Raw genomic sequence first — 26,873 nt, 5'->3', positions numbered from 1 at the left:
CGGCCGCGCCACCCCGTCACGGGGCGGCCTTCGGCACAGGACGGCCGGGCTCGCGGTCCGATCCCAGGACCCGGACCAGCAGGGCGCGGAGCCGGTCCTTGAGCCCCTCCAGCACGCTGAAGAGCGAGGGGATGAACAGGAGCGACAGCAGCGTCGAAAGCAGCAGGCCGCCGATGACCGCGATGGCCATGGGCGCGCGGAACTCGCCCCCGGTGCTGTGCGCGAGAGCCGAGGGCACCATGCCCGCGGCCATGGCGATGGTGGTCATGATGATGGGCCGCGCCCGCTTGTGGCCGGCGTCGATCATGGCCGAGGCCCGGTCGGCGCCGTCCTTGACCGCCTCCAGGGCGAACTCCACGAGCATGATGGCGTTCTTGGTGACGATGCCCATGAGCATCAGGAAGCCGATCACCACCGACAGCCCGATGCCCGCGCCGTAGAGATACAGGGCGAAGATCGCGCCTCCGATGGCCAGCGGCAGCGACAGGAGGATCGTGACGGGCGTCACGAAGCTGCCGAACAGCAGCACGAGGACCACGTAGACGAGCAGGATCCCCGCCCCCATGGCCAGGCCGAAGCTCGTGAAGATCTCGTTCATGGTCTCCACGTCGCCCGCGGGTTGGATCGAGGTGCCCTCGGGCATGTCCGTGGCCGCCGGGAGCTGCATCACCGCCTGGGTCGCGGGGCCGAGGACGGCGCCTTCGGCGAGGTCCGCCTCGACGGCCACGCTGTAGCGGCGGTCGTAGCGCTCGATGACGCTGGGCCCGGTGGCGAGCCGCACATCTGCCACGGCTCCCAGGGGCACCTGCTCGCCCGTCGAGGACGGCACGCGCGACCCCGCAAGGCGGGACAGGTTGTCGCGCGCCGCCTCCTCGAGGCGGACCCGGATCGGGATCCGATCCTCGCCGGCGTCGAACTGGGCAAGGTTGGCATCGGTGTCCCCCAGGGTGGCGACCCGGATCGCGTTGGCGAGCGTGGCCGCATTCACGCTCAGCTGGGCGGCCTGCTCGGGCCGGGGCGTGATCTGGATCTCGGGCCTCACGAGAGCCGCTTCGGTGGACACGTCGCGCAGCTCGGGCAGGCCCTTCATCTGCTGCGAGAGCGCCTGCGCGGCGGCCGAGGCCGCGGCCTCGGTGTCGCCCAGGACGTTGATCTGGATGTCGCGCTGGCCGCCTTCCGCCAGCACGAAGAGGCGCACATCGGGAAGGACGGCCAGCCGCGCCTCGATGTCCCGGTTGATCTCCTCCCAGCCGCGCTCGCGATGCTCCTTGTCGCCGTAGTTGACCTGCACGTTGAGGTCGGTGGCCGAAGATCCGTCCACGAAGACGCTTTCCACCTCCGGGACCTCCGACACGATCCCGGTCAGGCGCTCGCCGACGGTCCTCGCCTGCGCGAGGGTGGAGCCCGGCGGCAGCTCGACCGTGACGGTCGCGCGCCCGGTGTCGGCAGCCGGGATGAACTCGGTCGGCAGCAGCGTGGCGGAATAGATCGAGCCCGCGAAGATCAGCACCCCGCCCAGCAGCGTCACCGCCCGGTGGTGCAGGGTCCAGGCCAGCACGCGCAGGTAGCTGCGCATGAGCCAGCCGTCCTCGGCCTCGTGCGGCACGGAAGAGCTCTTGAGGAAATAGGCCGCGAACAGCGGGGTGATGAGCCGCGCGACCAGGAGCGAGAACAGGACCGCGACGGCCACCGTGATGCCGAACTGCTTGAAGAACTGGCCGGCGATGCCCCCCATGAAGCTCACGGGCGCGAAGACGGCCACGATGGTCAGGCTGATGGCGATGACGGTGGTGCCGATCTCGTCCGCCGCCTCCTCGGCCGCCTCGTAGGCGGGGCGCCCCATGTGGATGTGGCGGACGATGTTCTCGATCTCCACGATCGCGTCGTCCACCAGGATGCCGACGACTAGGGTGATCCCCAGAAGGCTGATGGTGTTGAGCGAGAAGCCCAGCGCGTCCATGACGATGAAGGTCGGGATCGCCGACAGCGGCAGGGCCACGAAGGCCACCATCGTGGCGCGCCAGTCGCGCAGGAACAGGAACACCACGACCACGGCCAGGGCCGCACCTTCATAGAGCGTGTCCATGGCGGCCCCGTAGTTGGCCTCCGTGTAGACGGTGGCGTCGTCCACGAGTTCGAACCGCGTGTTGGGATACTGGGCCCCCAGCGCCTCGAGCCGCGACTTGGCGTTCCCTCCGGCCTCGAGATCGCTCGCCCCCGTGGCGCGGAACACGCCGAAGGCCACGACGGGCTGGCCGTCGTAGAGCGCGAAGCTCGCGGTCTCGCTTGCGCCGTCCCGGATGGCGCCGAGCTGGTCGAGCCGCACGGTGTCGCCCGTGGGCAGCCGGATGGGCGTGGCCCCGAGCGCGCCCACGCTGCTGGCCGAACCCAAGGCCCGGATGGAATATTCCTGCCCCGCGAGGTCGCCGCTGCCTCCCCCCTGGTCGAGGTTGGTGCCGGCGAGCTGGGAGCTCACATCCGTGGCGCTGAGCCCGAGCGCGAGCAACCGGTCGGGGTCGAGCTCCACCTGGATCTCGCGCTCCGCCCCGCCCAGGCGCTCCACGCTGCCGACCCCGGCCGCCCCCTGGAGATTGCGGGCCACCACGTCGTCCACGAAGGTGGACAGCTCCTCGACCGAGCGGGTCGGATCCGAGACGGCATAGGTCAGGATGGGGGCGCCGGTGAAATCGAGGCGCTGCACCACCGGCTCGGAGATGCTGTCGGGCATGTCGCCGCGGGCGGCCGTGACGGCGTCCTTGACGTCGTTCAGGGCCCGATCGGTGTTGGTCCCGACGGCGAACTCGATCGTGAGGCTGGCCACCCCGTCATTGGCCGTGGCCGAGACATGCCGCACGCCCGAGATGTCGCTCACCTCGGCTTCGACCGGCTGGATGACCTGGCTCGTGATCTCGGCCGGCGCGGCGCCGGGCAGGCCCACCGAGATGGTGACGATCGGCAGGTCCACGTTCGGCATCTCGGTGACCGGCATGCGAACGAAGCTCACCAGCCCGACGACGATGAGCACCAGGAAGAGCGCGATCGGCGGCACGGGGTGGCGGATGGACCAGGTGGACATGTTCATTGGCCGTCCTCCGTCGCCCGGGCCTCGCCCACGGCTGTCGCGCCCGCGGCCGTTCCCGTCTCCGCCGCGCCCCCGGCCTGGTCGTCCCGCACCGGCTGGATGGTGTCGCCCTCGCCGAAGAAGGCCCCGGCGCGGGCCACGACCAGCTCATCCGGCGCGAGGCCGTCGACGATCTCGAACTGGTCCTGCCACAGGAGGCCCGGCACCACGGGACGGCGTTCCAGCACGCCGCCCTCACCGACGCGCAGGATATAGGACCCGTCGGTGTCGGTGATGACGGCGGTCGCGGGCACACCCAGCCCCTGCCGTTGCTCCACCGTGATCCAGCCTCCGGCAAAGACGCCCGGGCGCAGGCCGTCCCTGGGCTCGGCCGTGATGCGCACCGTGCCCAGCCGGCTCTGGGCATTCACCGTGGGCGAGATCAGCCGCACCTCGCCGGGTACGGTGCCCAGGCCCGCGACCCGCAGCTCGGCCGGATCGCCGACGCTGACGAGCGCGAGATCCGTCTCGATCACCTCCGCCTCGACCTCCACCAGCCCATCCCGGATGAGGCGGTAGATCGGCTCGCCCGAGGCGCTGGCGATCCCGCCCACCTGCCCGTTGCGGGAGGAGATGACGCCGGCCACGGGCGCGGTGATCTGGGCGTTGTCCAGGTTGAGGCGGGCGACATCGAGCGAGGCCTGCGCCTGCTGGAGCTGGGCCCTGGCCACCGCGACGCCGTTCTGCGCGTTCTGAAGCTGCGCCTCGGCAGTGAGCTCGGTGGCTTGGACCTCGTCGAGTTGCGCCTGCGTGGCGGTCCCGCTGCCGCGCAGCGCCTGCGTGCGCTCCAGCGTCTGGGATGCCTGGGTCAGCGTCGCCTGGGCCGAGGCCACCTGGCTCTCGGCCTGCCGCACGCCGGCCTCGGCGCGGGCGAACTCCGCCTCGGCCTGAGCCACCTGCGCGCGCAGCGCCCGATCGTCGAGCCGGGCCAGCACCTCGCCAGCCTCGACCCGGTCCCCGACCTCCGAGGTGAGCTCCTGGATCGCGTAGCCGCCGGTTTCGGGGAACACGAGCACTTCCTCGCGCGGCATGAGAGTGCCCGAGACCGGGACCTGCTGGAGGAACTCGCGCGGGGCAGCGGTGGCCACGGTGACCGCGGGCACCCGCACCGAGCTCTCGGCCTCCTGCGCCCGGACGACCTGGGGCGCCGCCCCGAGAAGGGCCAAAACAGCCGCCAGCGGTGCAAGCCGGCCAAGGAGAGATGGAAAGCGGGACATGCTGGTCTCCTCGGGGGCGGGCGACAGATAGCGGCGATTTCGTTCAGTTCACGCTGAACGCAGCTAGGACCCGCGCCGAGCCCTGTCAATGCATACGTTCATTATTGACTGAACATAATGACAGGCCTAGATGTCAGGAAAATCAGGGATTGGAGCATGGACGATCGGCTTGTCGCCAGCCGGAACGATTTCGTCGAACTCATGGGGCGCGCCATGGAGGCGGAAGGCATGCCCCGGATCGGGGGCCGGATCGTCGGCCTTCTCCTGTTCGAGGGACGGCCTTACTCGTTCAGTGAGCTGGCGACCGAGCTTGGCGTCAGCCGCGGCAGCATCAGCTCGAACACCCGCCTGCTGGTCGAGCGCGAGATGATCGCGAAATGCAGCCGCCCCGGCGACCGCCAGGACTACTTCCGCGTGGCGGACGATCTTTACGGCGATCTGCTGAGCGGCGTGTGCCGTCGGATCAGGCGGACGTCCGGGGACATCCGGCGGATCGTCGGCGAGCTGCCCGACGAGGGCGACACCCCGCGCGAGCGGCTGGAACGCTTTGCGGATTTCTACGACGCGGTCGCGGACGGCATCCAGGTTGCCGCCGACAAGGTCAGGGCGCAGCGGGACACAGCGGCGTAGTTCGGAACCGGGCCATTCGGGTCAGGAGGCCGGGACGACAGGACCTGCCAAGCCACCCCTTACCCGGGCCCCGAAGGTGGCGTCCATCCACAAGGAAACTGAAAAGGCCCGCACGCCCCCGGGTGGCGTCCCCGGGGCGCGCGGGCCCTGGCCTTGGCTGCGGTCCGAGGGCTCAGGCCCAGTCGGCCGCCATGCGGGCGATCTCGGGAATGAGGCTCCGATGGAGATCGAGGTCGGCGAGGTCGCGGTCGCTCAGCGCCCGAAGCTCCTCGAGGGTGGCCCGGTAGGCGCGGCGGCGCGCCAGATGATCGGACAGGCTCAGGCGGAGCCCGGCCAGATGCTGCAGGACGGACAGGCGTTCGGACGCGCGGGGGCCGAAGGTTGCGTAGGCCATGGAAGTTCTCTCACACCGGTCGGCTCCACCACCCCAGAGGAGCCCGAGTTTCATGCTGTCAGGGGTACCGGTGCAGATATCGAGGCGAGGCCCCCGATTCACAATCCTGTGGATCGGAAGCGCGGCCATGCACGGAATGCATACGTCCGAACGGGCGCCGCGTTCCGGCCGATTCGGAGCCGTGGGCCATGAGACCCGACCGAGGCTCAGGCCCATTCACGCCCTGGCGCCAAAGGCTCGGCGCGCGGGCCGCGATCCGGCGCGCGGCCCGGCCGCCCCGGGGCCATGGATGACCCCAGAGGAGGTTGATGGTCCCCGGCCAGCCGGAGACCGTGGCCGATCAGTTGCTGCCCAGGCAGGTGTCCACGTTCTCCTGGGTGCAGATGTCGAGGCCGGTGTAGATCGGGTCCTCGACCGTTTTGCCTTCCTTGAGGTCCTTCAGGATGTGCATGGCCTGGTAGCCCATCTCGTAGGGGCGCTGCCCGACCTGCCCGACCGACAAGCCGTCCTTGAGCTGGCCCATCTGCATCGGCAGGGTGTCGGCCACGATGATGGACAGGTCGCCGCTGGCCAGCTTGTCGGCGTAGGGGCCGGCCGCCTGGCGGTAGGCGTTGTCGAACCATTGCGTGAAGGCGCCGGTCGAGATGAAGGCCGTCAGCTCGGGGTTGGCGGCCAGGATGTCGGTCATGCCCTGGACCGCCTTGTTGCCGTCGTCATCGGTGATCAGCGGGCATCCCGAGATCTCGGTCCAGCCGCCCTGCCCGGTGAGCGGCTCGCCGGGAGGGGCCCCCAGGCTTTCGCCGGACAGGGTCTCGCGGACGCCCAGCAGGCGTTCGTTATGGTTGGCCGCCGCCGCGCCGCCGGTCTGCAGGCAGACCGTGCCGCCGTCCGGGTGGCGCGACTTGGCGATGTTGGCGAGCTCCACGCCGATGTCGTAGTTCTTGGTGCCCACATAGGTCGAGCGGAGCGCCACATCCTCGGGCAGGAGGTCGGAGTCCCAGGTCATGACCGGGATGCCGGCGTCGACGGCCGCCCGAAGGGCGCGCGCCATGGCCGGTGCGTTCGAGGGCGCGACCGCGATCCCGTCCACGCCCTGGCTGATCAGGTCCTGCACGATCTGGACCTGCTCCATCTCCGTATGCTCGCCCGGGCCGATGTAGTTGCAGGTGATTCCCATCTCCTCGGCGGCGGCCATGCAGCCGTCGCGGGCCAGATCGAAGAAGGGGTTGTTCATGGCCTTGGGCACGAGCGCGAAGGTGTAGCTGTCCTGCGCGAAGGCCCCGGCCGGGGCCAGGATGGCTGCCAGAGCGGTGGCGGTCAGTAGTTTCTGCATGATCTCCTCCCTGAAGTGTGCAGAACGGGGGTGCGGGGGCCGGTTACTCCGACCTCCCACGGTTGCGGATCTGTTCCAGGAGCACCGCGATGATCAGGAACAGGCCGACGAAGAACTGCTGCCAAAGGGCGTCGATGCCCGCCAGCAGCAGCGAATTCCGGATGAGCTCCATGAGCGCCGCCCCGATGGGCGCCCCCAGGGCATAGACGACGCCCCCCATCAGGTTGGCCCCGCCGATCACGCTGGCGGCGATGACGTTGAGCTCATAGCCCTCGCCCAGCGCGTTGGTGACCGAGCCGAACCAGCCCACCAGCAGGAAGGCGGCCAGCCCGGCCATCATCGCCGACAGGACGTAGACCGAGACGATGATCCGCTCGACCGGGATGCCCGACAGGCGCGCGGCCTTGGCGTTGCCGCCGATGGCGATCACCCAGCGGCCCCAAGTCGAGTAGCGCCAGACCCACCAGAACACGGCCGTGAGCACGATCAGCACCCAGACCGGGTTCGGGACGCCCAGGACGCTCTCGCCTCCGAGCCAGAGATACAGGTCGGTGTCCGGGCCGAAGTCGTAGATCATCTTGTTGTTCGAGATGACCATGGACACCGACCGCGCCATGGCGAGCATCCCCAGCGTCACCACGAAGGGCGCCATGCGCAGGTAGGCGATCAGCACGCCGTTGATCAGCCCCACGAGCGCAGCCACCCCCATGCAGGCCAGGAAGCCGGGAACGATCCCGTAGCCCGCCTGCATCACGAGCCCCGTGACGATCCCCGCCAGGCCCATGAGCGACCCGACCGACAGGTCGATGCCGGCCGTGCAGATCACCGCCGACATGCCCAGGGCCATGATCCCGAAGAAGGCGAAGTTGCGCGTGGTGTTGAAGAAGTTCCGCTCGGTCAGGAACACGTCGGACACGAAGCTCATCACGAGGCCGATGACGATGATCGCCATGAGGACCCAGAAGGGCTGGGTGCGGATGATGGCCTGAAGGCCGCTCGTCTCGGTGCGGGTGGTGATGGATTCGTCGATCTCGGCATGGCCCATGGGGCCCCGGCCGGGTCGGGTGCGAAGATCCTGGCTGGTTGTCTCGCTCATGCCGATGCAATCGCCCCCGTGATGAGCCCGGTCACTTCCTCGGGCGTGGTCTGATCGATGCGCTTGTCCGCGACCTTGGTCCCGCGACGCAGCACCGCGACCCGGTCGCAGACGTCGAAGACGTCGGGCATCCGGTGCGACACCAGGATCACCGCGTGGCCCGTGTCCTTGAGCCGCTGGATGAGGTTCAGCACCTCGGCGACCTGCCGGACCGAGATGGCGGCCGTGGGCTCGTCCATGAGCACGAGCTTGGGGTCCGACAGGCGGGTCCGGGCGATCGCCACCGCCTGGCGCTGCCCGCCCGACATCTGCTTGACGAGGTCGCGGGGCCGCGTCTCGGACTTGAGTTCCGCGAAGAGCTCGGCCGCGCGTTTGTACATCGCCTTGTAGTCGAGATACCGGATCGGCCCGAAGGACTTCTTGAGCTCGCGCCCCAGGAAGACGTTGGCCGCCGCCGTCAGGTTGTCGCACAGCGCAAGGTCCTGGTAGACGATCTCGATGCCGCTCTGGCGGGCGTCGATCGGCTTGTGGAACTGGACCTGCCGGCCCTCGATCCGGATCTGGCCGGAGGTCGGGGGAAAGTTCCCGGCGATGATCTTCATCAGGGTCGATTTGCCGGCCCCGTTGTCGCCCATCAGGCCCACCGCCTCCCCCGGCGCGACCGACAGGCTCACGCCCTGCAGCGCATGGATGGCCCCGAAGCTTTTCGTGATCCCATCCAGTTCCAGCAGGCTCATCCAGTTCCTCCCCTTGTCGAGCGGCGACCGGGCCCGGCTGAAACCGCGCGTCCCGGCCGATCCGTGCAGCGCTGGCCGGGGACCCGCGGCACGGCCGTCCCGTGATCCGCCCTGCCGACGACGGCTGCGTCGGCGGCATCCCCGGCAGTCAGCGCCTGTCTCTTCCCCTTGGCCATCCGATGCGCCGGCCCCGCACCCGATGGTCGGGCCGGTGGCCAGTCTCCTCCCCTTCCCGCTTCTCCGAGCGGGGTAGGCCAACTATGGCGGCGGTTCCGGCCTCCGCAAAGCTGCTCGGCGGCCCAATCCTGATGCGAAAGGCATCAAAATCCTTCGCAGCCGCAGAATGACGGCAAAGAGGCCAGACACTTGCGATCCTCCACAGGACGAGGATGATCGGGTTCGCATCAATCTCGGAGGCGGCGATGCCAAGGGAGGTCGCCGGTCCGCGCTGGAAGGGGCCAACGGTCCGGGACATCGCCGAGGTCGCCGGGGTCGGTCCCGCGACCGTGGACCGGGTGCTGAACGACAGGCCGGGGGTCCGGGAACGGACCCGCCGCCGCGTGCGCGCCGCGCTCGACAAGCTCGCCGCCGAACGGCAGGACGGCGAACAGCGCCTCGACATCCGGCTCTTCTGCGACTCGGGCGAGAGCTTCAACGAGGTGCTGGCCGCGGCGGAGGCCGAGATCAACCGCTCGGTGTCGGGCGCGGTCGTGACGGGCCACTACGTGCCCACCAGCCGGCTCGACCCGGATGCCTTTGCGCGCAAGCTGATGGAGGACGGGCTCCGCTCCGATGGGGTCGTCCTTGTCGCGCGGGAGCATCCGGCCATCAACCGGGCCGTCCGCAGGCTGCGGTCCGAGGAGGTCCCCGTGGCCTGCCTGACGACCGACCTCCCGAACTCGCGTCGCAGCGTCTATGTCGGCAACGACCAGCACGCGGCGGGCAGCGTGGCGGCCCAGCTCATCGGCCGGGGGCTGCCGCCGGACCGCTGCCGCATCATGATCGTCATGAGCACGTCGTTCCGCTGCCAGCAGGAGCGCGAGATGGGCTTCAGGCGGGTGCTGCGCGCCGAATACCCGCATCTCAGGATCGAGGAACGCGTGATCTCGGACGACCAGCCCGAGACGACCTTCGACCAGCTGTCCCGCTACTTCGATGCCAGCGGCGTGCCGGCGGCGATCTACAACCTGGGCGGCGCCAACCGGGGCGTGGCGCTGGCGCTCGAACGGTCGGGCCGGGCGGGGGACGCCATCTTCGTCGGCCACGAGCTCACGCCCCGGTCGAGGCAGCTCCTGGAGAGCGGGACGATGGATTACGTCATCTCCCACGACATCGAGGCGGAGCTCGCCACGGCGGCCCGATGGATCCGGGAATCGCGGTCGGGGCGCTGGACCGAGCCGCCGCCCAGCCAGATCCTCATCCACACCCGCTACAACTGCGGGCTCTGAGCGGCGCGGCCCCGGTCGGCAGGGACGCGGGGCTGCGGGATCACTCGAACAGGGAGGCGCGGATCGTCTCGCCTGTCATGCGCTGGTAGATGTGCTGGTTCCAGTACGGGGTCCAGCACACCAGCGCCTTGCCGGTCCCGGTCAGGACGCGTAGGAGCTTCTGCCCCACGAGGGGAGAGCGGAGCAGCGTGCTCGCCCGCTTCATGGAAAAGCTCAGGCCGTCGGTGCGGCCCAGCACGAGGCGGCCCTGCACACGAATTTCGTTGTCCTCGACCTCGACCACCTCGACGGGGCCGGGGGCGTTGATGGCCACGAGGCCCTGGCCCGCCACCGTGGTCTTCCATGCGAGGAAGCCGTCGCCGGCCCAGAAGCTCGGCCACATCCGTTCGCGGTGGAGGCCCAGGCTGACCGTGGATTCGGAGGCCCAGAACACCCCGGGCTCCAGCACCCAGCGGTCGCCGCCGGTCAGCTCCATCACGTGATAGCCGCCCAGCGAGGGCTGGAGCAGGATCGCGCCGGTGCCGGAATATTCGGGCCGGACGCGCGCCTCGTCGGTCAGGGCCCCGCGCACGAGGTCGCCCATGCCGGGCAGGCGGGCGGTGACGCGGATGCGCCCGCGCAGGTTCGACAGCGCGCCGCGCCGGGTGCGGATCGCCTCGTCCTGGAGGTCGATGCGGACCTGCCGCATGCCCTCGACCTCGCGCACGGTGAACTGGGCCATGGCGGTTCCCCCCTTCAGCCGATCGATTCGTCCCAGACCATCTGGCGGTCCCAGAGGAGCTGGAAGGCCGTGGGCTGGACGCCGAGGCTGCTGCGGAGCGGATCGTCGAGCACGGCGATGACGTACAGCACCACCCCCAGGAAGAAGGCGCTGATCGCCCCCAGGATCAGGTGCGCCAAGAGCCTCATCCGCAGCAGGATCAGGATCAGGATGTTGAGCGCGGCCCCGACGAGGACCGCGTACCAGAGCACGTCGGGGATGCGGGTGATGAGGCCGTTGAGCCGCTGCTGCCGCGCCTCGGCGAAGTGGCTGAAGGCGCTGACGGTTTCGGCGTGCAGGATCTCCTGCCCGGGGTTCGAGGGCGTGAAGCGGGTGAGCCGCTGGCGGATCGCGTCCATGCGGTTGGTGCCGCCGTCGAGATAGGTGCCCTGCCGGTGCGCGGGCCAGTCGCGGTGGATGGTGAACAGCACATAGTCGCGCAGCAGCGCCTTGACGTCCGAGCGCGTGGGCTCGGGGTAGCTGTTCATGCTGGCGTAAAGGCCGCCGACGGCCCCGGCCTCGGTCAGGACGGACTGCTCCACCCGGTCCTTGTTCTGGTAGGCGGCAACGGTGAGGAGGCCCAGCAGCAGCGCGTAGAACAGGCTGAAGCTCGCCGTGCCGTAGCCGATGCTGTCGTTGATCGTGGGGTCGCCGCGCCCGATGGCGAGGCGCAGGATCGGCTTGAGGATCAGGATGCCGAGGACGACGGCCCCCACGGAGGCCACCGCGAACAGGAGCGCCAGTCGGTCGGCGGGCGTGGTCTGGATCAGGTCGCGGAACATGGACACCCGAACACTTGGAGACCTTGCATTTACCTTACGTCGCTTCGGTCGCGGATCAAGCTCGCTTCCCTTGCGGAAGGCCGCTTGGCATAATCGAGGCGAACAGGGAGGGCCCGCCATGACGTTCCTTCGCCTTGCGGTCCTGGCCGCGATGACCGCAGGCCCGGCCGGGGCGATGACCTTCTACTCGGTGGGGACGGCCGACCTGGACGGGGGCTACTACCGGGTGGCTGCGAGGATCTGCGACCATGCCAACAGGGACGGCGACGCGGAGGTGCGCTGCTCGCCCGAACCCACGCCGGGGTCGGTCTACAACCTCATGGCCCTGCGGCGCGGCCAACTCGACCTCGCCATCGTGCAGTCGGACTGGCATCGCGATGCCTGGGACGGGGTGTCCCTCTTCCAGGACGGCGGCCCCATGACGGAGCTGCGCAGCGTCCTGTCGCTCTACCCCGAGCAGGCGACGCTCCTCGTGCGGCGGGGCTCGGGCGTGGCGGAGTTCCGCGACCTCGAGGGCAAGAGGGTGGACATCGGGCATCCCTCCTCGGGCCGGCACGCCACGTTCCTGACCCTGCTGTCGGCCTATGGCATGAAGGAGGACGACTTCTCGGAGGTCACCGAACTGCTGACGGGCCCGGCGCTCGACGCGCTCTGCGCCGGGGCGGTGGACGCGACCCTCCTCGTCACGGGCCATCCCAGCGCCACCGTCGCCCGCACGCTGGAGCGTTGCGACGTGCAGGTCCTGCCGCTGGCGGGCCCCGAGGTGGACAGGCTCGTGCAGGCCAACGCCGGGTTCAGCCAGGGGGCGATCCCGGCGGGCTCCTATCCGCAGCTTGCCCGCCCCGTGGCCACCTTCGAGGTCCGGGCAACGGTGGTGGCGCGGGCCGACACCGACCCGGCCATCGTCACCGACTTCGTGCGGGCCACGCTCGGGGGCCTCGACGCCCTGCGCCGCGACGATCCGCTCCTGGCGGGCCTCACCTCCGAGGCGATGCGGACCGAGGGGCTGTCCGCGCCCCTGCATCCCGCAGCCGAGGCGGCCTTCGCCGCCTTCCGGGCCTCGCCTTCGCAGTAGAGGGAGCCCCGCCGGCCGGACCGTCAGGTCCGCCTCGGCCCGATGGCGCCCGGCCCTCCCGGCCGGGGATGCCGCCAGCCTGATCCCGTCGCCCCCGAGCCCCACGCGGGAGTTGGCAACCGAGCCTTGCGGCCGGCCTTCGGGGCACTAACCTCCGGCACTCCTTAGAGCATCCCGGCACGGGTCGAGCGAGGAGCCACATGGGCAAGCAGTTCCAAGTCAACACCTACACCAACAACTGGCAGGACGAGCCGGACATCCTGGCCCTGCCGAACGGCGGGTTCCTCGTGACCTGGGACAGCTACCTCAACGAATACGACGACGGACCGTCCGCCTATATCCTGTCGGGCCAGCGCTACGACGCCTCGGGCCGGCGGGTGGGCAGCGAGTTCCTGATCGACGGCATCGACCAGGCGGCCTCGACCGAACCGTCGATCACCGCGCTCGGCGATGGCGGCTACGCCATGGCCTGGTCCTATTCCCCGGACGGCATCCTGGGCCGGACACAGGCCTATGTCCGCGCCTTCGACGCCGATGGCACGCCCCGCACCAAGGCCCTTCGGGTGGACACGATCGACCTGTTCGAAGCGGTTCAGCCCCGTGTGGTGGGCACCCAGGGCGGCGGCTTCATGGTCTTCTACACGGCCGACAAGGCCGGCCCCACCTTCGACGACGTCTACATGCGCCGCTACGACGCCGACGGCGACCCGCTGGGCCGCGAGCGCCGCATGAACACGCGGGAGGATTATCTCGACCAAGGCATCGTCGAGACCGCCCGCATGGCGAACGGCCGGATCGTGGCCCTGTGGAACAGCGAATCCACGCTCGACACCAAAGGCGACCTCGACAGCAACGAACTCCGGGCCACGGTCTTCTCGCCCAAGGGCGAAGTGCTCCGGAGCGATGTGCACCTGAGCTCGAACTTCGGGAGCGCGGGCGGCGGCAACGGCCAGGGCTTCAGCGTGGCGGAGGCCGGGAACGGCTTCGTCATCAGCCAGATGGAGTACGGATCGAGGTTCGGGACCGATTATCTGTACCATGTCGTGGTGCAGACCTTCGACGACGACGCCCGCACGACCTCGGGCCGCATCTCGGCCTTCCGGACGGAGGAGGTGGTCTATTCCACCGACGTGGCCCGGCTCAGCACCGGGGAGATCGTCGTCGTCTGGGAGCAGCAGCCCATTCCCAAGGGCGAGGTCGGCAACGACGTCATGGCCCGCGTCCTTTCGGCCTCGGGACGGCCGCTGACGGCGGCCTTCGAGGTCGGGCTGGATTACAGCCGGTACGACGAGCAATCCGACCCCGTGGTTGAGGCGCTGGCCGGGGGCGGCTTCGTGGTCAGCTACGCCCATGACAACCTCGACGGCGATCACGAAGGGATCGGAGCGCGCATCTTCGGCCGGGGGACGAAGGGGAACGACACCGTGACCGTCGACGCCGGCAACTACCTGTCAGGCCTTGGAGGCCACGACCGCCTGAACGGGAACAGCAAGGGCAACGTGATCCATGGCGGGGCGGGGAACGACACCCTTCTGGGCAACGGCGGCGACGACGTCCTTTACGGCGGGCCGGGCCGGGACCGGCTCACGGGGGGGCGCGGCGCCGACGACTTCGTGTTCAACGGCAAGCCGAACGGAACGAACGGGCCGGACCGCATCACGGACTTTGGCGGGAACGACCAGATCCTTCTCGACAACGCCGACTTCCGGGGGGTCGGCCCCGAGGGCGGGTTGTCCCGGGGGGCGTTCCGGGTGCTCGGGGAGGGGCGCGTCGATGGGTCGGACCGGATCCTCTACGACCGCCACGACGGCACCCTGTACTTCGACGCGGACGGATCGGGCCGTGGTGCGCGTCACGAGTTCGCGATCCTGAACGGCGCGCCCCAGCTTGATGCCGGGGATATCCTGATCATCTGAGCCCCGCCGCGGGAGAGGCCGGGGGTCCTGGCCCCGCCCGGCCCTCAATCGCCCGGGATGAGGGCGGCCGCGTCACGGTCCTCGGACCGGGGACTCGCGGCCAGCCCGGCCTTCACCCCCGCCCGATCCGCGGCGCTGCGGTTCTGGCTCATCTTCAGCTTGCCCTCGATCCGGGCGATCGGCAGCCGCAGGCCCACGATCCCGCGCAACTGGCCCTGGATGAAGGCGGCGGGGGCATCCGCGACGGACCAGGGCTCGGCCCGGCGGCCCTCGTGGAGGTCGGTCAGCCGCGTGACCACATCAAGCAGACGCCCCTGGTCTTCGAAGATCTCGGGGACGCCGTAGGCATGGACGGCCAGGTAGTTCCAGGTCGGCACCACGCGGCCGGTCTCCGGCTTGGTCGCGTACCAGGCCGGCGTGACATAGGCGTCCGGCCCCGTGAACAGCACCATGGCCTCGGTCGAGGCCGCCAGCGTCGCCTGCGGGTTGGCGCGGGCGAGGTGGCCGTAAAGGGTGCCCAGGCGGCCCTCGTCGGGCACCAGGAACAGGGGGAGCGGCGTCGCCAGCAGCCCCTGATCCGTGGCGGTCACGAAGGTCGCCAGGGGGACGGCCTGCATGGTCCGGTGCAACTCGGCCAGATCCTCGAGGCGGAACGCGGGCGGCGTGTACATGGGCGGGCTCCAGGGATGAGGGGATCGGACGGCGAAGCGGTCAGGCGCCCTCGCCTGCCGCATAGCCCAGAAGCCCCGCCGCGAGAACCAGCATGGTGACCCCGATGAGAAGGTCGAGCAGGCGCCATGCGGCGGGCCGGGCGAACCACGGGGCCAGGAGGCGCGCCCCGAACCCGAGCGCCGCGAACCATGTGGCGCTCGCGAGGCCTGCGCCGGCGACGAAGGGGACCTGCGCGCCGTCGGGCTGGGCCGCGCCCACCGATCCCACCAGGAGCACCGTATCGAGATAAACATGGGGGTTCAGGAGCGTGAAGGCCGCGACCTGGGCCAGCGCGGCGCCCAGCGACACGGCGCCGCCGGTTCCCTGGGCCAAGAGCCGGTCCGGCCGGGCGGCCCGGCGCAGCGCGGCCAGCCCGTACCAGCCCAGGAACGCCGCCCCGCCCAGCGCCAGGAGGGTCACCAGTCCCGGCAGCCCCCTGATCACCGCGCCGAGCCCCGCCACGCCTGCCGCCATGAGCACGAGGTCCGCCAGCGCGCAGAAGGCCACCACCGGTCCCACATGCTCGCGCCGAAGACCCTGCCGGAGCACGAAGGCGTTCTGCGAGCCGATGGCGATGATGAGCCCGGCCGAAAGGGCGAAGCCGGTCAGGAGGGGAGCGGGATCGAACATGGCCGCTCCCTTGCCATGGGGAGCCGGTGCAGGCGAGATAAAGATGCTAAGCCGCCTGAAGCTGGACTTAAGATGCTCGATTACACCGTCCTGGCCACCTTGGCCGCCGTCGTGCGCGAAGGCGGCTTTGAACGGGCCGCCGCTGCCCTGGGTGTCACGCCTTCGGCGGTGTCCCAGCGCGTGCGCGCCCTCGAGGAACGGGTCGGGGCGACCCTGGTCGTGCGCAGCCAGCCCCCGGTGCCGACCGAAGCCGGCGCGCGCCTGTGCGCCCATGTCGAGCGCGTGCGGCTCCTGGAAGGGGAGCTGGCCGACGCGCTCCCCGGGGTCGAGGGCTCTGTGGCCGGCGACCATGCGCCGGTGACGCTGCGCATCGCGGTCAACGCCGATTCCTTGGGCAGCTGGTTCCTGCCCGCGGCGGCCCGCTTCGCCGAACGCACGGGGGCTTTCCTGGATTTCGTTCTCGACGCGGAGGAGCGCACGGCCGAGCGCCTGCGCTCGGGCGAGGTCCTGGCGGCGGTGACGGCCGATCCGGCGCCGGTCCCGGGCTGCCGCACCCGGCCCCTGGGGGCGCTTCGCTACATCGCCTCCGCCAGCCCCGCCTTCGTGCGCCGTCACTTCGCGGAGGGCGTCGACATCCCTGCGCTGGCCCGCGCGCCCGTGCTCCGGTTCGACCGGATGGACGCGCTCCAGGTCCGGTGGGTGCGGGACAGGTTCGGCTTTGCGCTGGAAGCGCCGACCCACTGGGTGCCTTCGACCCAGGGCTTCCTCGACGCAAGCCTCGCCGGGCTCGGCTGGGCGATGAACCCCCTGGCCCTGGCCGGCCCGCATCTCGCGGCCGGGCGGCTGGCGGACCTGATGCCGGGGTGCCCCCTGGACGTGCAGCTGCACTGGCAGCACGCCCGGCTCGGGGCCCGCCTTCTCGATGCCCTCACGCGCGAGGTCGTCCTCGAGGCGCGCCAGAGCCTGATGCCGCCGCGCTAGGGCCCCCGGAGTCCGGGGGCGCTCATGGGCCGCGGAGCCCTTCCCTCATTCCGCAAGCGCGCTGGCGACCTGGCGGATGTTCAGCGGCTTTTCGAAGCGGGGCATCCGGACATAGGGCTCGGGGATGGCCCATTCCTCGTAGCCGGTGGCGAGGACGAAGGGGATGGCCCGGTCGCGCAGCCGATCCGCCAGGGGGAAGACCATCTCTCCTCCCAGGTTGATGTCGAGGATGGCGGCATGGGGCGGGGGATCGGCGGCGAGAAGCTCGAAGGCGCCCGCGAGGTCCGGCACGGGCCCGATCACCTCGGCCCCCAGCGATGCAAGCTCCATGGCCAGGTCCTCGGCCGTGATGTAGTCATCCTCGACCACCAGGATACGGCGGCCCCGAAGCAGGCGGCTGGCGGTGTTCGGCTCAGGCATGGGCGTCCCTCTGACTGGAGAATGCCACATCCAGTGTGGAGGAAACAGGCACGATCACGGTGCAGCGCAGCCCCTCCGCCGTGAGCTCGTAGGTCGTCGGCGCCCGGAGCTGATACGGCAGCGCGAGCTCGATCAGGACGCGGCCGTAACCCTGGCGCCCCCCGGCCGGAGCGTCGTCGGGCACGTCCACCGGCACGCCGTGTTCGCGCCACTCCACCCGCAGCCGCCGCTCGCCCTCCCGCCCCCGCTGCAGGCTCCAGCTCACCCGCAGCCGTCCTTCCGGGCGAGACAGCGCCCCGTGCTTCAGGGCATTGGTCGCGAGCTCATGGAGCGCCAGCGCAAAGGTCTGCACCGTGGCCGACGGCAGGGGCACGCCGGCGGGCCCGCTGAGCTCGACCTGCTCGCCATGATCCGGGCCGTCGAGGACCCCATGCGCCGCCAGCTCTGTCCGCAGGAGCTGGTCGAAGGTGATCCTCTGGCCCTCGTCCAGACGCGACAGGAGCCCGTTGACCCGACCCAGCGCCTCCAGCCGTGCCCGGAACCGGGGGCGGAAGTCGTCCAGGGTCTCGGAGGTGGTCAGGGTCCGGTCGGCCACGCCCCGCACCACGCTCATCAGGTTGCGGGACCGGTGCTGCAGTTCGGCCACCAGCACGCGCAGCCGGTCGTTCAGCTCGACCTCCTCGGTGGCGTCATGGCCGATGCCGGCCAGGCGCTGCACCCGGTTCCGGTCGTCGAGCAGCGGAAACCCCGTATCGCGGATCCAGCGGACCTCGCCGTCGGGCCGCAGGACCCGGTAGGCATGGAGCACGTGCTCCCCCTCGCGCACACGCCGGAGATGGTCGAGCGCCAAAGCCCGGTCCTCGGGCAGGACCAGCTCCAGCCAGCGCCGGACATGATTGCCGTCGAGGATGGAACTCAGCGGCGCGCCATGGATCTCCTCGAAGGCCGGGCTGACATACTCGAATTCCAGCGTCTCGGCGTTGCGGATCCAGAGCACGTCCGCCGAGGCGTCGCCGAACTGGCGGAAGCGCGCCTCGCTTTCGTGCAGCGCGTCCTCGGTCGCCCGCCGCTCCGTCACGTCCTGGCCGACCTTGAGAAAGCCCGTGACGGCGCCATCGGGACCGGTGAGCGGCCGGGTCACCCCGTCGATGAAGACGCGGGAGCCATCCTTGCGAAGATGCCAGCGCACGTCCGGGGCGGCCCCGGCGATCCGGGCGGTGCTCCGTTCCGCCTCGGGCACGCCCCTGGCCCGGTCCTCGGGCGTGAAGGTCATGTCGACCGGTTGGCCGATCGCCTCCTCCGCCGACCAGCCGAAGACCTCACGGGCTCCGGTGGGCCAGGCTTCGATCCGGCCCGCGGCGTCCACGGCGAAGATCGCATAATCCCGCGCGGTCTCGACGATGGCGCGGAACCGCTCCTCGCCGCGGCGGAACGCCTCCTCGGCCCGCGCCCGCTCCAGCGCGGCCCAGGTCCGTTCGGCCACCTCCTGCACCAGCGCGACCTCCTGGGGCGGAAAGCTGTGCGCCGTCCTGTAGTGGACGGCCAGGATCGCCACCAGGCGCCCGTCCTTCACCTGCGGCACGTTCAGGGTGGCCCCCAGTTGCAGGACGGCATGGGCGGCCTTCTCGGCCACGCTCAGACGAGGGTCGTTCGCGATGTCGGGGCGGATCACCGGCCGGCCGGCCTGCATCTCGGGCAGGAGGTCCTCGCCGTAGTCCAGGTAACTGTAGCGGCCCTCGATGCCGGGCACCCCGTCGGTGTAGTTGCGGGTCAGGATCACCGTGGCTCCGTCTCCCAGGTCCTCGGCATAGGCCACCCGGTTGGCGCGGAGATGCTCCCCCAGGATGCGGCTCGCCGTGCTCTGGATCTGGATGGGATCGACCAGGGGGCGCAACGCGTCCGCGAGCTTGAGCAGGGCGGCCTGCCGTTCCTCGCTTTCGCGCAGCGCCGCGTCGGCGGCCAGCCGTCGGCCGACCTCGAAGCCCGTCATGTGGACGGCAATGACCCGACCGTCGCTGCCGCGCACCGGCGTGAGATAGGCTTCGAAGATCTCGCCGCCCTGCTCGCTCACATCGGCCGGCTGGGCCGCGACATGCACCGGCTCGCCCGCGAAGCTCCTGTCGTAGAACGCGATCACCTCCGGATAGCTCCGGGGGAAGCTCTCGGCCAGGGGACGCCCCAGCATCTGCGGATGCCGCTGGCCGTACAGGCGGCCGGCGGCGTCGTTGTAAAGGAACACGCGCTCGGGTCCGCAGGCCAGGGTGCTGACGAGCGGGCTCGCCAGCATCATCTCGACCACGACCTTCAGACGCTCGGGCCAGCCTTCCACCGGGCCCAAGGGGGTGGCGCTCCAGTCCAGCTCCCGGATGCGCCGTGCCATCCCGCTGGTCCCGGCCGGCCAGGCCGGGGCTCGATCACTGGGCGCCATGGACCTGTCCTCCGAAAGGCGAGCCGCTCAAGCCCCTCTCAACAGGGAACCACAAGGATGCGTTCCGCGCCGGGCCGACGGAATGGCCCCTCCACCTAACCGGGTCGGCCGCGCAAGCAAGTCAGCCCGAGCCGCGACCCGGCCGGGCCGGGCGCCCCCGCTGGCCCGCTCGGGGTAGGACGGGGACCGATCACGGCTGCAGCATCAGGCCCGATCCGACCCCTCGGGGTCGTTCGGCCGTTCGGAGACAGGCTCGCCCCGGTCCGCGATCTGGCGCGCCAAGGCGTCCCTCAGGGCGCGGACCTCGGCCCCGAGGCGCATCAGGCGGTCCGGCGTCATGGCGCTGGCCGCCATCAGGGCCTCGCCCAGGCAGCGGCTGCGGCCCTGCATGGCCCGTCCCGTCTCCGTGAGGCTCACGAACACCTGGCGTTCATCGGCCGGGTTGCGTTCGCGCCGGACAAGACCGGCCGCCTCCAGGCGCTTGACCAGCGGGGTCACCGTGCTCGGCTCGAGCGCGAGACGGTCGGCGATGGCCCCGATGCCGCGGCCGTCCTCTTCCCATAGGGCGCTGAGCGCCAGGTATTGCGGATAGGTGATGCCGAGTTCGTCCAGGAGCGGCTTGTAAAGGCGGCCCACGGCCATCGATGCGCCGTAAAGGGCGAAGCAGATCTGCTCGTCGAGAGCGGTCGGCACGGTCGCGTCGGCTATGTGATGCCCTCCGGGTTAACGCATCCATATCACGATAACATTTCGCGCCGCAACTCAGTGCTGGACGGAAGCGGGATCGCCGGCTAGATATTGTTTATCACGATAAACATCTTTGCGATGCACTGGAGATCTCCGATGACGACCCTTTACCAGACCGAAGCCACGGCGACGGGCGGCCGCACCGGTTCGGCCCGCAGTGCGGATGGCGCGCTTGCCGTGACGCTGGTCACCCCCAAGGAACTGGGCGGCGCCGGAGGGGACGGCACCAACCCCGAGCAACTCTTCGCGGCCGGTTATGCGGCCTGCTTCCTCGGGGCGCTCAAGGTCGTGGCGTCGAAGGCCAAGGTGCGGCTTGGCGAAGAGGCCACCGTCACCGTGACGGTGGGCATCGGCCCGCGCGACGATGGCCAGGGCTTTGGCCTGACTGTAGCGCTGCGCGCCAACCTCCCCGGCCTCGACCCTGAGGTCGCGCGCGACCTCGTGCATCAGGCGGATGTGGTCTGCCCCTATTCGCACCTTGCGCGCAACGGCGTCTCGGTCGCGCTGAGCCATTCGGCGGAGACGGTGCAGGTCGCCTGACGGCCCCTGCCGTCGCTGCCTTCGGGGCCGGTTCTATCCGGACCTCGTCCCCGAGGGGCTACCGGCGGCGCCCCAAAGGATTCCGGACCGGGACGGGCGGGATGCGCCATAGGGCTGCCGCGCCGGTCACGCGTCGCGCGGGGCGATCTCGGCCAGGAGCGCGCGTCCCCTGCCCTCCAGGTCCAAGGCCCGTTCAGGACCGGTCACGAGGAGGCAATCCCTGGCCCGCAGGCGCATGTCCAAGCCGGGAAGGCGCAGATCGCCCTCCTGGCAGAGGATCGCCACGACCGGCGCCCGGATGGTGAGGCTGGACCGGCCTTCCACGTCGATCCGACGCACGGCATGGCTCCACCCCGCACGACGGGTCATGACATTGAAGTCGAGCGTGGGCCCGGCGGGCAGGCGGCTGGTGACGGCCTCCTCGCCCGTGAACGGCAGGGGATCGGCCCAGGGGTCCAACAGGATCTCCGGGCGGCCGGTGGTCAGCAGGTAAAGGCCTCCCCCCTCGATCACCGCAAGGGTGCGGTCCACGCCCTCGAAGCGGGAGAATGGACCGCCCTGCGCCACCAGCGCCAGGCTGAGGCGCCAGTCGAAGCCGTCGAGCCCGGCCCCCTCCGGCGAGACCGCCACCTCATGGGTGATGCCCCCGCCGTTCCTCCATGGCATCGGCCGGGTGTCCGACCAGCGGATCAGACGCGCCCGCGCCCCCACGGCCTCAGAGCCCCGGCAGCCTGAGATCCAGCTCGGCCGCGCAGTCCCGGGCGATGTCATACCCCGCATGGGCGTGCCGCATGACGCCGGTGGCCGGATCGTTCCAAAGCACCCGCTCCAGCCGCCGCGCGGCCTCGGGCGTGCCGTCCGCCACCACCACCATGCCCGAGTGCTGGCTGTAGCCCATGCCCACGCCGCCGCCGTGGTGCAGCGATACCCAGGTCGCTCCCGACGCCGTGTTGAGCAGCGCGTTCAGCAGCGGCCAGTCCGACACCGCGTCCGAGCCGTCCCGCATGCCCTCGGTTTCCCGGTTGGGCGACGCGACCGAGCCCGAATCCAGATGGTCGCGCCCGATCACGATAGGCGCGCTCAGCTCGCCCGAGGCCACCATCTCGTTGAACATCAGCCCCGCCCGGTGCCGGTCCCCCAACCCGATCCAGCAGATCCGTGCCGGCAGCCCCTGGAAGGCGATCCGCTCGCCCGCCATGTCCAGCCAGCGGTGCAGGTGCGCGTTCTCCGGGAACAGCCGCTTCATGGCGGCATCGGTCTTGCGGATGTCTTCGGGGTCGCCCGACAGGGCCACCCAGCGGAACGGCCCGATGCCCCGGCAGAACAGCGGCCGGATGTAGGCCGGCACGAAGCCCGGGAAGGCAAAGGCGTCCACGAGCCCTTCATCCTGCGCGACCTGACGGATGTTGTTGCCGTAGTCGACCACGGGCACGCCCTGTTTCCAGAAGGCGACCATCGCCTCGACATGGGCGCGCATGGAGGCGCGGGCCGCCTGCTCGACGGCCTTGGGATCGCTCTCCTGCCGCGCCCGCCATTCCCCGACGCTCCAGCCCGTCGGACAGTAGCCGTGCAGCGGATCATGCGCCGAGGTCTGGTCGGTGACGATGTCGGGCCGCACGCCGCGGCGGACCAGCTCGGGCACCAGCTCGGCGGCGTTGCCCAAGAGGCCCACCGACTTGGCCTCCCCGCGCGAGGTCCAGTCGCGGATCATCTCCAGAGCCTCGTCCAGGGTGCGCGCCTTGGCGTCGAGGTAGCGGGTCCGCAGGCGGAAATCGATCCGCGTCTCGTCCACCTCGATGGCCAGGCAGCAGGCCCCGGCCATGACGGCGGCCAGGGGCTGCGCGCCGCCCATGCCGCCCAGGCCCCCGGTCAGGATCCAGCGGCCGGTGAGGTCGCCGTTATAGTGCTGGCGCCCGGCCTCGGCGAAGGTCTCGTAGGTGCCCTGCACGATCCCCTGGGTGCCGATGTAGATCCAGGACCCGGCGGTCATCTGGCCGTACATCATCAGGCCCTTGCGATCGAGCTCGTTGAAGTGCTCCCAGGTCGCCCATTTCGGCACCAGGTTGGAGTTGGCGATGAGCACTCGCGGCGCGTCCGGATGCGTCCGGAAGATGCCGACCGGCCGCCCCGACTGGACGAGCAGCGTCTCGTCCTCGTCCAGGTCGCGCAGGCTCGCCACGATGCGGTCGAAGTCCTCCCAGCTCCGTGCCGCCCGGCCGATGCCGCCGTAGACGACCAGCTCCTCGGGGTTCTCGGCGACGTCGGGATGCAGGTTGTTCATCAGCATCCGGAGCGCCGCCTCCGTGGCCCAGCTCTTGGCCGTCCGGTCGGTCCCGGTGGCGGGGCGGATCACGCGGGCGTTGGTGCGGTCGAACATCAGGGCCTCCTGAGGGATGGGGCAAGGTCGGCAAGGGTCCGGAGCATGGCGCCGAGCACGGGGCGAAGGCGTTGCGCCTTCTGGTCGGAGCAGGTCCAGGGCGGCGCCTCCTCGACGAGGTAGGCGCTCTGGGCGATCTCCATCTGGATGGCGTGCCAGCCCGCGCCGGGCTGGCCGTAATGGCGGGTGGTCCAGCCACCCTTGAACCGGCCGTTCGCGACATGGGTGAAGCCGGAGTCCGCGGCGAGGTCCGCGACCGCCCGTTCGAGGCCGGGGTCGCAGGACGCGCCGGAGTTGGTCCCGATGTTGAGGTCGGGCAGGAGACCGTCGAACAGGAACGGCAGGCGCGACCGGATCGAATGGGCGTCCCAAAGGATCGCGACGCCGTGCCGGTCGCGGACCCGCTCCATCTCCGCCCGGAGCGCGGCGTGGTAGGGGGCGTGGAAGGCCGCGGTGCGCTCGGCCACCTCGGCCTCGGTCGGCGGATCGGTCCAGATGGGCTCGCCCTCGAAGTCGGTCAGCGGCACGAGGTCGGTCGTGGACTGCCCCGGGTAGAGGCTCGCGCCCGACGGGTCGCGGTTCGCGTCGACGACGTAGCGGTGCACGGTGGCGCGCACCACGGTCGCGCCGGGCGCCAGCCCGCCATACAGGTCCTCGATGCGCCAGTCGGTGTCGGTCAGCTGCCGGCCCCTGGCGTTGAGACGCGCCCGGACGGCCTCCGGGACGTGGGTGCCGGTGTGCGGGAAGCCCAGGACGAGCGGGCCATCGCCCCGTTCGACGATCACCGGATCCATGATCAGAGCTCCGGCAGCGGGCGGCCCGTCGCCTGCGCCAGCGCGCCCGCGGCGACCAGGCGGGCGGCGGCGTCGAGGTCGGGCGCCATGTAGCGGTCCTCGGCGAGTTCCGGCACGTCCTCGCGGAGCCGGGCGACGACGCGGGCCAGCGGGTCCGAGGTGGCGAGCGGCGCCCGGAAGCCGATGCCCTGCGCCGCGCAGAGCGCCTCGACGCCCAGGATCACCTGGAGGTTGGCCACCATCCGGCCCAGCCGGCGCGCGCCGTGCGCGGCCATGCTGACATGGTCCTCCTGGTTGGCCGAGGTGGGCGTGCTGTCGGTCACGCAGGGGTGGGCGAGGTGCTTGTTCTCGCTCATCAGCGCGGCGGTCGTGACCTCGGCGATCATGAACCCCGAGTTGAGGCCGGGATCGGGCGTGAGGAAGGGCGGCAGGTCGTGGCTCAGCGTGGGGTCCACCATCAGGGCGACCCGGCGCTGGGCGATGGCGCCGATCTCGGCCAGGGCCAGCGCGATGATGTCGGCGGCAAAGCCCACCGGCTCGGCATGGAAGTTCCCGCCCGACACGATCAGGCCCGCCTTGGTCAGCACCAGCGGATTGTCGGTCGCGGCATTGGCCTCGATCTCGAGCGTGCGCGCGGCCTGCCGAAGCAGGTCCATGGCCGCGCCGGTGACCTGCGGCTGGCACCGGATGCAATACGGGTCCTGGACCCGGGTGTCGCCCTCGCGGTGGCTTTCGCGGATGGCCGACCCCGCGAGCAGGTCGCGCATGGCGGCGGCGGCCTCGATCTGGCCGGGCTGTCCGCGCAGGGCATGGATCTCGGGGTGCAACGGCGCGTCCGAGCCCATGATGGCATCCGTCGAGAGCGCCGCGGTGACCAGCGCAGCCTGCGCCGCGCGCCAGCCGTCGAACAGCCCGACCAGGGCGTAGGCCGTCGAGAACTGGGTTCCGTTGATGAGGGCCAGGCCCTCCTTGGGGCCGAGCGTCACGGGGGCAAGGCCCATGCGGGCCAGCGCCTCGGCGCCCGGAAGGATCTCGCCCCCGACCTCGGCGCGCCCTTCCCCGATCATCACGGCGGTCATGTGCGCGAGCGGCGCGAGATCGCCCGAGGCGCCCACCGACCCCTGCGCCGGGATCACGGGCGTCACGCCGCGCTCCAGCATGGCCTCGATCAGGGCCACGACCTCCCAGCGGACGCCCGAGGCGCCCCGGCCCAGGGACAGGAGCTTGAGCACCATCATCAGGCGCGCCACGGCGCGGGGCATGGGCTCGCCCACGCCGCAGCAATGCGACAGGATCAGGTTGCGCTGGAGGGTCGCGGTGTCCTCGGGCGCGATCTTGAGGCTGGCCAGCTTCCCGAAGCCGGTGTTGACCCCATAGACCGCCTCGGCCCCTGCGGCGGCCTGGGCCACGCGGGCCGCTGCCGCCTCGACCGCGGCCATCGCGTCCGGGGACAGGCGGGCGGCACGTTCCTCGCGCCAGATCCGCTCGAGCTGGGCGAGCGTGGCGGCTCCCGGGATCAGGGTCTCAGGCGTCAAGGTGGCCTCCGTGGATACGGGCGTGAAGGGGTGTGGAGCCGACCCGGTAGGCCAGCTCGGCGGGATGGGCAGCCTCCCAGACGGCGAGATCGGCGCGCAGCCCGGGCGCGACCCGCCCCGCTTCGGGATCCCCCAGGGCGGCCGCTGCATGGACGGTGACTCCGAGCAGCGCCTCCTCGGGGGTCATGCGGAACAGGGTGCAGGCCATGTTCATCGCAAGGCAGAGCGAGGTCATGGGCGCGGTGCCGGGATTGCAGTCGGTCGCGACGGCCATGCGCACGCCGTGCCGCCGCAGGAGATCGAGGGGCGGCACCCGGGTGTCGCGCAGGGTGTAGAACGCGCCGGGCAGGATCACGGCGACGGTGCCGGCCTGGCCCATCGCCCGGGCGCCGTCCTCGTCCAGATGCTCGAGATGATCCGCCGAGAGCGCCCCGTAGCCCGCCGCCAGCGCGGCGCCGTGCAGGTTGGACAGCTGTTCGGCATGAAGCTTGACCGGCAGGCCCAGGGCGCGCGCCTCGTCGAAGACCCGGGCGATCTGGGCGGGCGAGAACGCGATCCCTTCGCAGAAGCCGTCCACGGCATCCACGAGGCCGTCCTCGTGGGCGGCGCGGAGAGCGGGCAGGCAGACCTCGGTCAGGTAGTCGTCGGGACGGCCCTTGAACTCAGGCGGAACGGCATGGGCGCCCAGGAAGCTCGTGCGGACCCGGACACGGCGGACCCTGGGCAGCCACCGCGCGGCGCGCAGCATCCGCAGCTCCGTCTCGATGTCGAGCCCGTAGCCCGACTTCACCTCGACCAGGGTCACGCCTTCCGCCAGCATCTGGTCGAGCCGCGGCAGGGCTTGCGCGACCAGCTCGTCCTCGGTGGCGGCACGGGTCGCGGCGACGGTCGAGACGATGCCGCCACCGGCGCGCGCGATCTCCTCGTAGCTGGCGCCGTTGAGGCGCATCTCGAACTCCCGCGCACGGCTGCCGGCGTGGACCACATGGGTGTGGCAGTCGATCAGGCCCGGCGTGACCAGCCGCCCATCGAGGTCCCTCCGGGGTCCGTCGGTCCAGGGCAACTGCTCCTGCGGACCGGCCCAAGCGATGCGGCCGTCCTCGATGACGATCGCGGCCCCTTCGATGAGGCCGTAGCCCCCCTGCATCGTGGCAAGCGTCGCATTGGTCAGGATCATGGGACTCGGCCCTTGTTTGATCTA

At 70.8% G+C, this 26,873-nt stretch carries 24 protein-coding genes; 6 read left to right on the top strand and 18 right to left on the bottom strand.

The window, feature by feature from the left end; genetic code table 11:
* Window positions 1–16: 16 nt before the first annotated feature.
* Window positions 17–3,082: an efflux RND transporter permease subunit gene (locus J3P31_RS16535; protein WP_210529602.1), complete on the bottom strand. Its 3,066-nt coding sequence runs from the start codon at window positions 3,080–3,082 to the stop codon at window positions 17–19.
* On the bottom strand, window positions 3,079–4,338 hold the full coding sequence (locus tag J3P31_RS16530) for an efflux RND transporter periplasmic adaptor subunit (RefSeq protein ID WP_210529601.1): 1,260 nt from the start codon (window positions 4,336–4,338) through the stop codon (window positions 3,079–3,081). Before J3P31_RS16530 ends, J3P31_RS16535 begins: the two co-directional genes overlap by 4 nt.
* 156 nt (window positions 4,339–4,494) lie before the next feature.
* On the opposite strand from J3P31_RS16530, the gene J3P31_RS16525 reads away from it, so the two are divergent.
* Window positions 4,495–4,968: a GbsR/MarR family transcriptional regulator gene (locus tag J3P31_RS16525; protein ID WP_210529600.1), complete on the top strand. Its 474-nt coding sequence runs from the start codon at window positions 4,495–4,497 to the stop codon at window positions 4,966–4,968.
* Between the two features lie 172 nt (window positions 4,969–5,140).
* On the opposite strand, the gene J3P31_RS16520 is transcribed toward J3P31_RS16525, so the two are convergent.
* The 4 genes from J3P31_RS16520 to J3P31_RS16505 all read right to left on the bottom strand — a co-directional run bounded on the left by J3P31_RS16520 (window position 5,141) and on the right by J3P31_RS16505 (window position 8,528).
* Window positions 5,141–5,362, bottom strand: coding sequence for a YjiS-like domain-containing protein (locus J3P31_RS16520; RefSeq protein WP_210529599.1), 222 nt, complete (start codon window positions 5,360–5,362; stop codon window positions 5,141–5,143).
* A gap of 340 nt (window positions 5,363–5,702) precedes the next feature.
* Complete coding sequence (locus J3P31_RS16515) at window positions 5,703–6,695, bottom strand: sugar-binding protein (protein ID WP_210529598.1); 993 nt, start codon at window positions 6,693–6,695, stop codon at window positions 5,703–5,705.
* A 43-nt stretch (window positions 6,696–6,738) separates the two neighbouring features.
* Window positions 6,739–7,791 carry an ABC transporter permease gene (locus J3P31_RS16510; protein ID WP_210529597.1) on the bottom strand — a complete coding sequence of 351 codons (1,053 nt, stop codon included), beginning with the start codon at window positions 7,789–7,791 and terminating at the stop codon, window positions 6,739–6,741.
* The gene (locus tag J3P31_RS16505; RefSeq protein WP_210529596.1) at window positions 7,788–8,528 is read right to left on the bottom strand and encodes an ATP-binding cassette domain-containing protein; all 741 of its coding nucleotides are present in this window, start codon (window positions 8,526–8,528) and stop codon (window positions 7,788–7,790) included. Before J3P31_RS16505 ends, J3P31_RS16510 begins: the two co-directional genes overlap by 4 nt.
* Window positions 8,529–8,950: 422 nt before the next feature.
* On the opposite strand from J3P31_RS16505, the gene J3P31_RS16500 reads away from it, so the two are divergent.
* A complete protein-coding gene (locus tag J3P31_RS16500) occupies window positions 8,951–9,976 on the top strand; it encodes a LacI family DNA-binding transcriptional regulator (RefSeq protein WP_210529595.1) in 1,026 nt (341 codons plus the stop codon).
* Window positions 9,977–10,016: 40 nt separating this feature from the next.
* On the opposite strand, the gene J3P31_RS16495 is transcribed toward J3P31_RS16500, so the two are convergent.
* On the bottom strand, window positions 10,017–10,697 hold the full coding sequence (locus tag J3P31_RS16495) for an AIM24 family protein (RefSeq protein WP_210529594.1): 681 nt from the start codon (window positions 10,695–10,697) through the stop codon (window positions 10,017–10,019).
* Window positions 10,698–10,711: 14 nt separating this feature from the next.
* A complete protein-coding gene (locus tag J3P31_RS16490; RefSeq protein WP_210529593.1) occupies window positions 10,712–11,518 on the bottom strand; it encodes a bestrophin-like domain in 807 nt (268 codons plus the stop codon).
* Window positions 11,519–11,636: 118 nt separating this feature from the next.
* Between J3P31_RS16490 and J3P31_RS16485 the strand changes: the two genes are divergently transcribed.
* The gene (locus tag J3P31_RS16485) at window positions 11,637–12,593 is read left to right on the top strand and encodes a TAXI family TRAP transporter solute-binding subunit (protein WP_210529592.1); all 957 of its coding nucleotides are present in this window, start codon (window positions 11,637–11,639) and stop codon (window positions 12,591–12,593) included.
* A gap of 200 nt (window positions 12,594–12,793) precedes the next feature.
* Entirely contained in the window at window positions 12,794–14,509 is a 1,716-nt protein-coding gene (locus J3P31_RS16480; RefSeq protein ID WP_210529591.1) for a calcium-binding protein, read from the top strand.
* 44 nt (window positions 14,510–14,553) lie between these two features.
* Here J3P31_RS16480 and J3P31_RS16475 read toward each other — a convergent pair whose 3' ends face one another.
* Together J3P31_RS16475 and J3P31_RS16470 are read right to left on the bottom strand one after the other, a co-directional pair.
* A complete protein-coding gene (locus J3P31_RS16475) occupies window positions 14,554–15,180 on the bottom strand; it encodes an FMN-binding negative transcriptional regulator (RefSeq protein ID WP_210529590.1) in 627 nt (208 codons plus the stop codon).
* A gap of 40 nt (window positions 15,181–15,220) precedes the next feature.
* On the bottom strand, window positions 15,221–15,850 hold the full coding sequence (locus J3P31_RS16470; RefSeq protein ID WP_210529589.1) for a LysE/ArgO family amino acid transporter: 630 nt from the start codon (window positions 15,848–15,850) through the stop codon (window positions 15,221–15,223).
* 72 nt (window positions 15,851–15,922) lie between these two features.
* Here J3P31_RS16470 and J3P31_RS16465 point away from each other — a divergent pair, with 72 nt between their 5' ends.
* Window positions 15,923–16,831 carry a LysR family transcriptional regulator ArgP gene (locus J3P31_RS16465; RefSeq protein ID WP_210529588.1) on the top strand — a complete coding sequence of 303 codons (909 nt, stop codon included), beginning with the start codon at window positions 15,923–15,925 and terminating at the stop codon, window positions 16,829–16,831.
* Window positions 16,832–16,876: 45 nt separating this feature from the next.
* Here the strand turns inward: J3P31_RS16465 and J3P31_RS16460 are convergent, their stop codons facing one another.
* The 3 genes from J3P31_RS16460 to J3P31_RS16450 all read right to left on the bottom strand — a co-directional run bounded on the left by J3P31_RS16460 (window position 16,877) and on the right by J3P31_RS16450 (window position 20,372).
* A complete protein-coding gene (locus tag J3P31_RS16460; RefSeq protein ID WP_210529587.1) occupies window positions 16,877–17,251 on the bottom strand; it encodes a response regulator in 375 nt (124 codons plus the stop codon).
* Complete coding sequence (locus tag J3P31_RS16455) at window positions 17,244–19,631, bottom strand: PAS domain S-box protein (RefSeq protein ID WP_210529586.1); 2,388 nt, start codon at window positions 19,629–19,631, stop codon at window positions 17,244–17,246. The genes J3P31_RS16460 and J3P31_RS16455 overlap by 8 nt, the downstream gene beginning before the upstream one ends.
* Window positions 19,632–19,883: 252 nt before the next feature.
* On the bottom strand, window positions 19,884–20,372 hold the full coding sequence (locus J3P31_RS16450; protein WP_368373095.1) for a MarR family winged helix-turn-helix transcriptional regulator: 489 nt from the start codon (window positions 20,370–20,372) through the stop codon (window positions 19,884–19,886).
* Between the two features lie 150 nt (window positions 20,373–20,522).
* On the opposite strand from J3P31_RS16450, the gene J3P31_RS16445 reads away from it, so the two are divergent.
* Window positions 20,523–20,966 (top strand): organic hydroperoxide resistance protein, encoded by a 444-nt coding sequence (locus tag J3P31_RS16445; RefSeq protein ID WP_210529585.1) that lies wholly within the window; start codon window positions 20,523–20,525, stop codon window positions 20,964–20,966.
* A 126-nt stretch (window positions 20,967–21,092) separates the two neighbouring features.
* Here J3P31_RS16445 and J3P31_RS16440 read toward each other — a convergent pair whose 3' ends face one another.
* The 5 genes from J3P31_RS16440 to hutI are packed head-to-tail and all read right to left on the bottom strand — an operon-like array spanning window position 21,093 to window position 26,849.
* The gene (locus J3P31_RS16440) at window positions 21,093–21,737 is read right to left on the bottom strand and encodes a HutD/Ves family protein (RefSeq protein WP_497006817.1); all 645 of its coding nucleotides are present in this window, start codon (window positions 21,735–21,737) and stop codon (window positions 21,093–21,095) included.
* Window positions 21,682–23,343: a urocanate hydratase gene (gene hutU, locus J3P31_RS16435; protein WP_210529583.1), complete on the bottom strand. Its 1,662-nt coding sequence runs from the start codon at window positions 23,341–23,343 to the stop codon at window positions 21,682–21,684. The genes J3P31_RS16440 and hutU overlap by 56 nt, the downstream gene beginning before the upstream one ends.
* A complete protein-coding gene (gene hutG, locus J3P31_RS16430; protein WP_210529582.1) occupies window positions 23,343–24,137 on the bottom strand; it encodes an N-formylglutamate deformylase in 795 nt (264 codons plus the stop codon). Before hutG ends, hutU begins: the two co-directional genes overlap by 1 nt.
* Before the next feature lie 2 nt (window positions 24,138–24,139).
* Complete coding sequence (hutH, locus tag J3P31_RS16425; RefSeq protein ID WP_210529581.1) at window positions 24,140–25,672, bottom strand: histidine ammonia-lyase; 1,533 nt, start codon at window positions 25,670–25,672, stop codon at window positions 24,140–24,142.
* The gene (gene hutI, locus J3P31_RS16420; protein ID WP_210529580.1) at window positions 25,662–26,849 is read right to left on the bottom strand and encodes an imidazolonepropionase; all 1,188 of its coding nucleotides are present in this window, start codon (window positions 26,847–26,849) and stop codon (window positions 25,662–25,664) included. Before hutI ends, hutH begins: the two co-directional genes overlap by 11 nt.
* Window positions 26,850–26,873: the final 24 nt, after the last annotated feature.

Origin of the sequence: Rubellimicrobium arenae (assembly GCF_017916275.1) — a bacterium.
Lineage (GTDB): Bacteria > Pseudomonadota > Alphaproteobacteria > Rhodobacterales > Rhodobacteraceae > Rubellimicrobium > Rubellimicrobium arenae.
The sequence above is the reverse complement of the archived record's forward strand: the minus strand, read 5'-3'. Positions and strand labels throughout refer to the sequence as shown.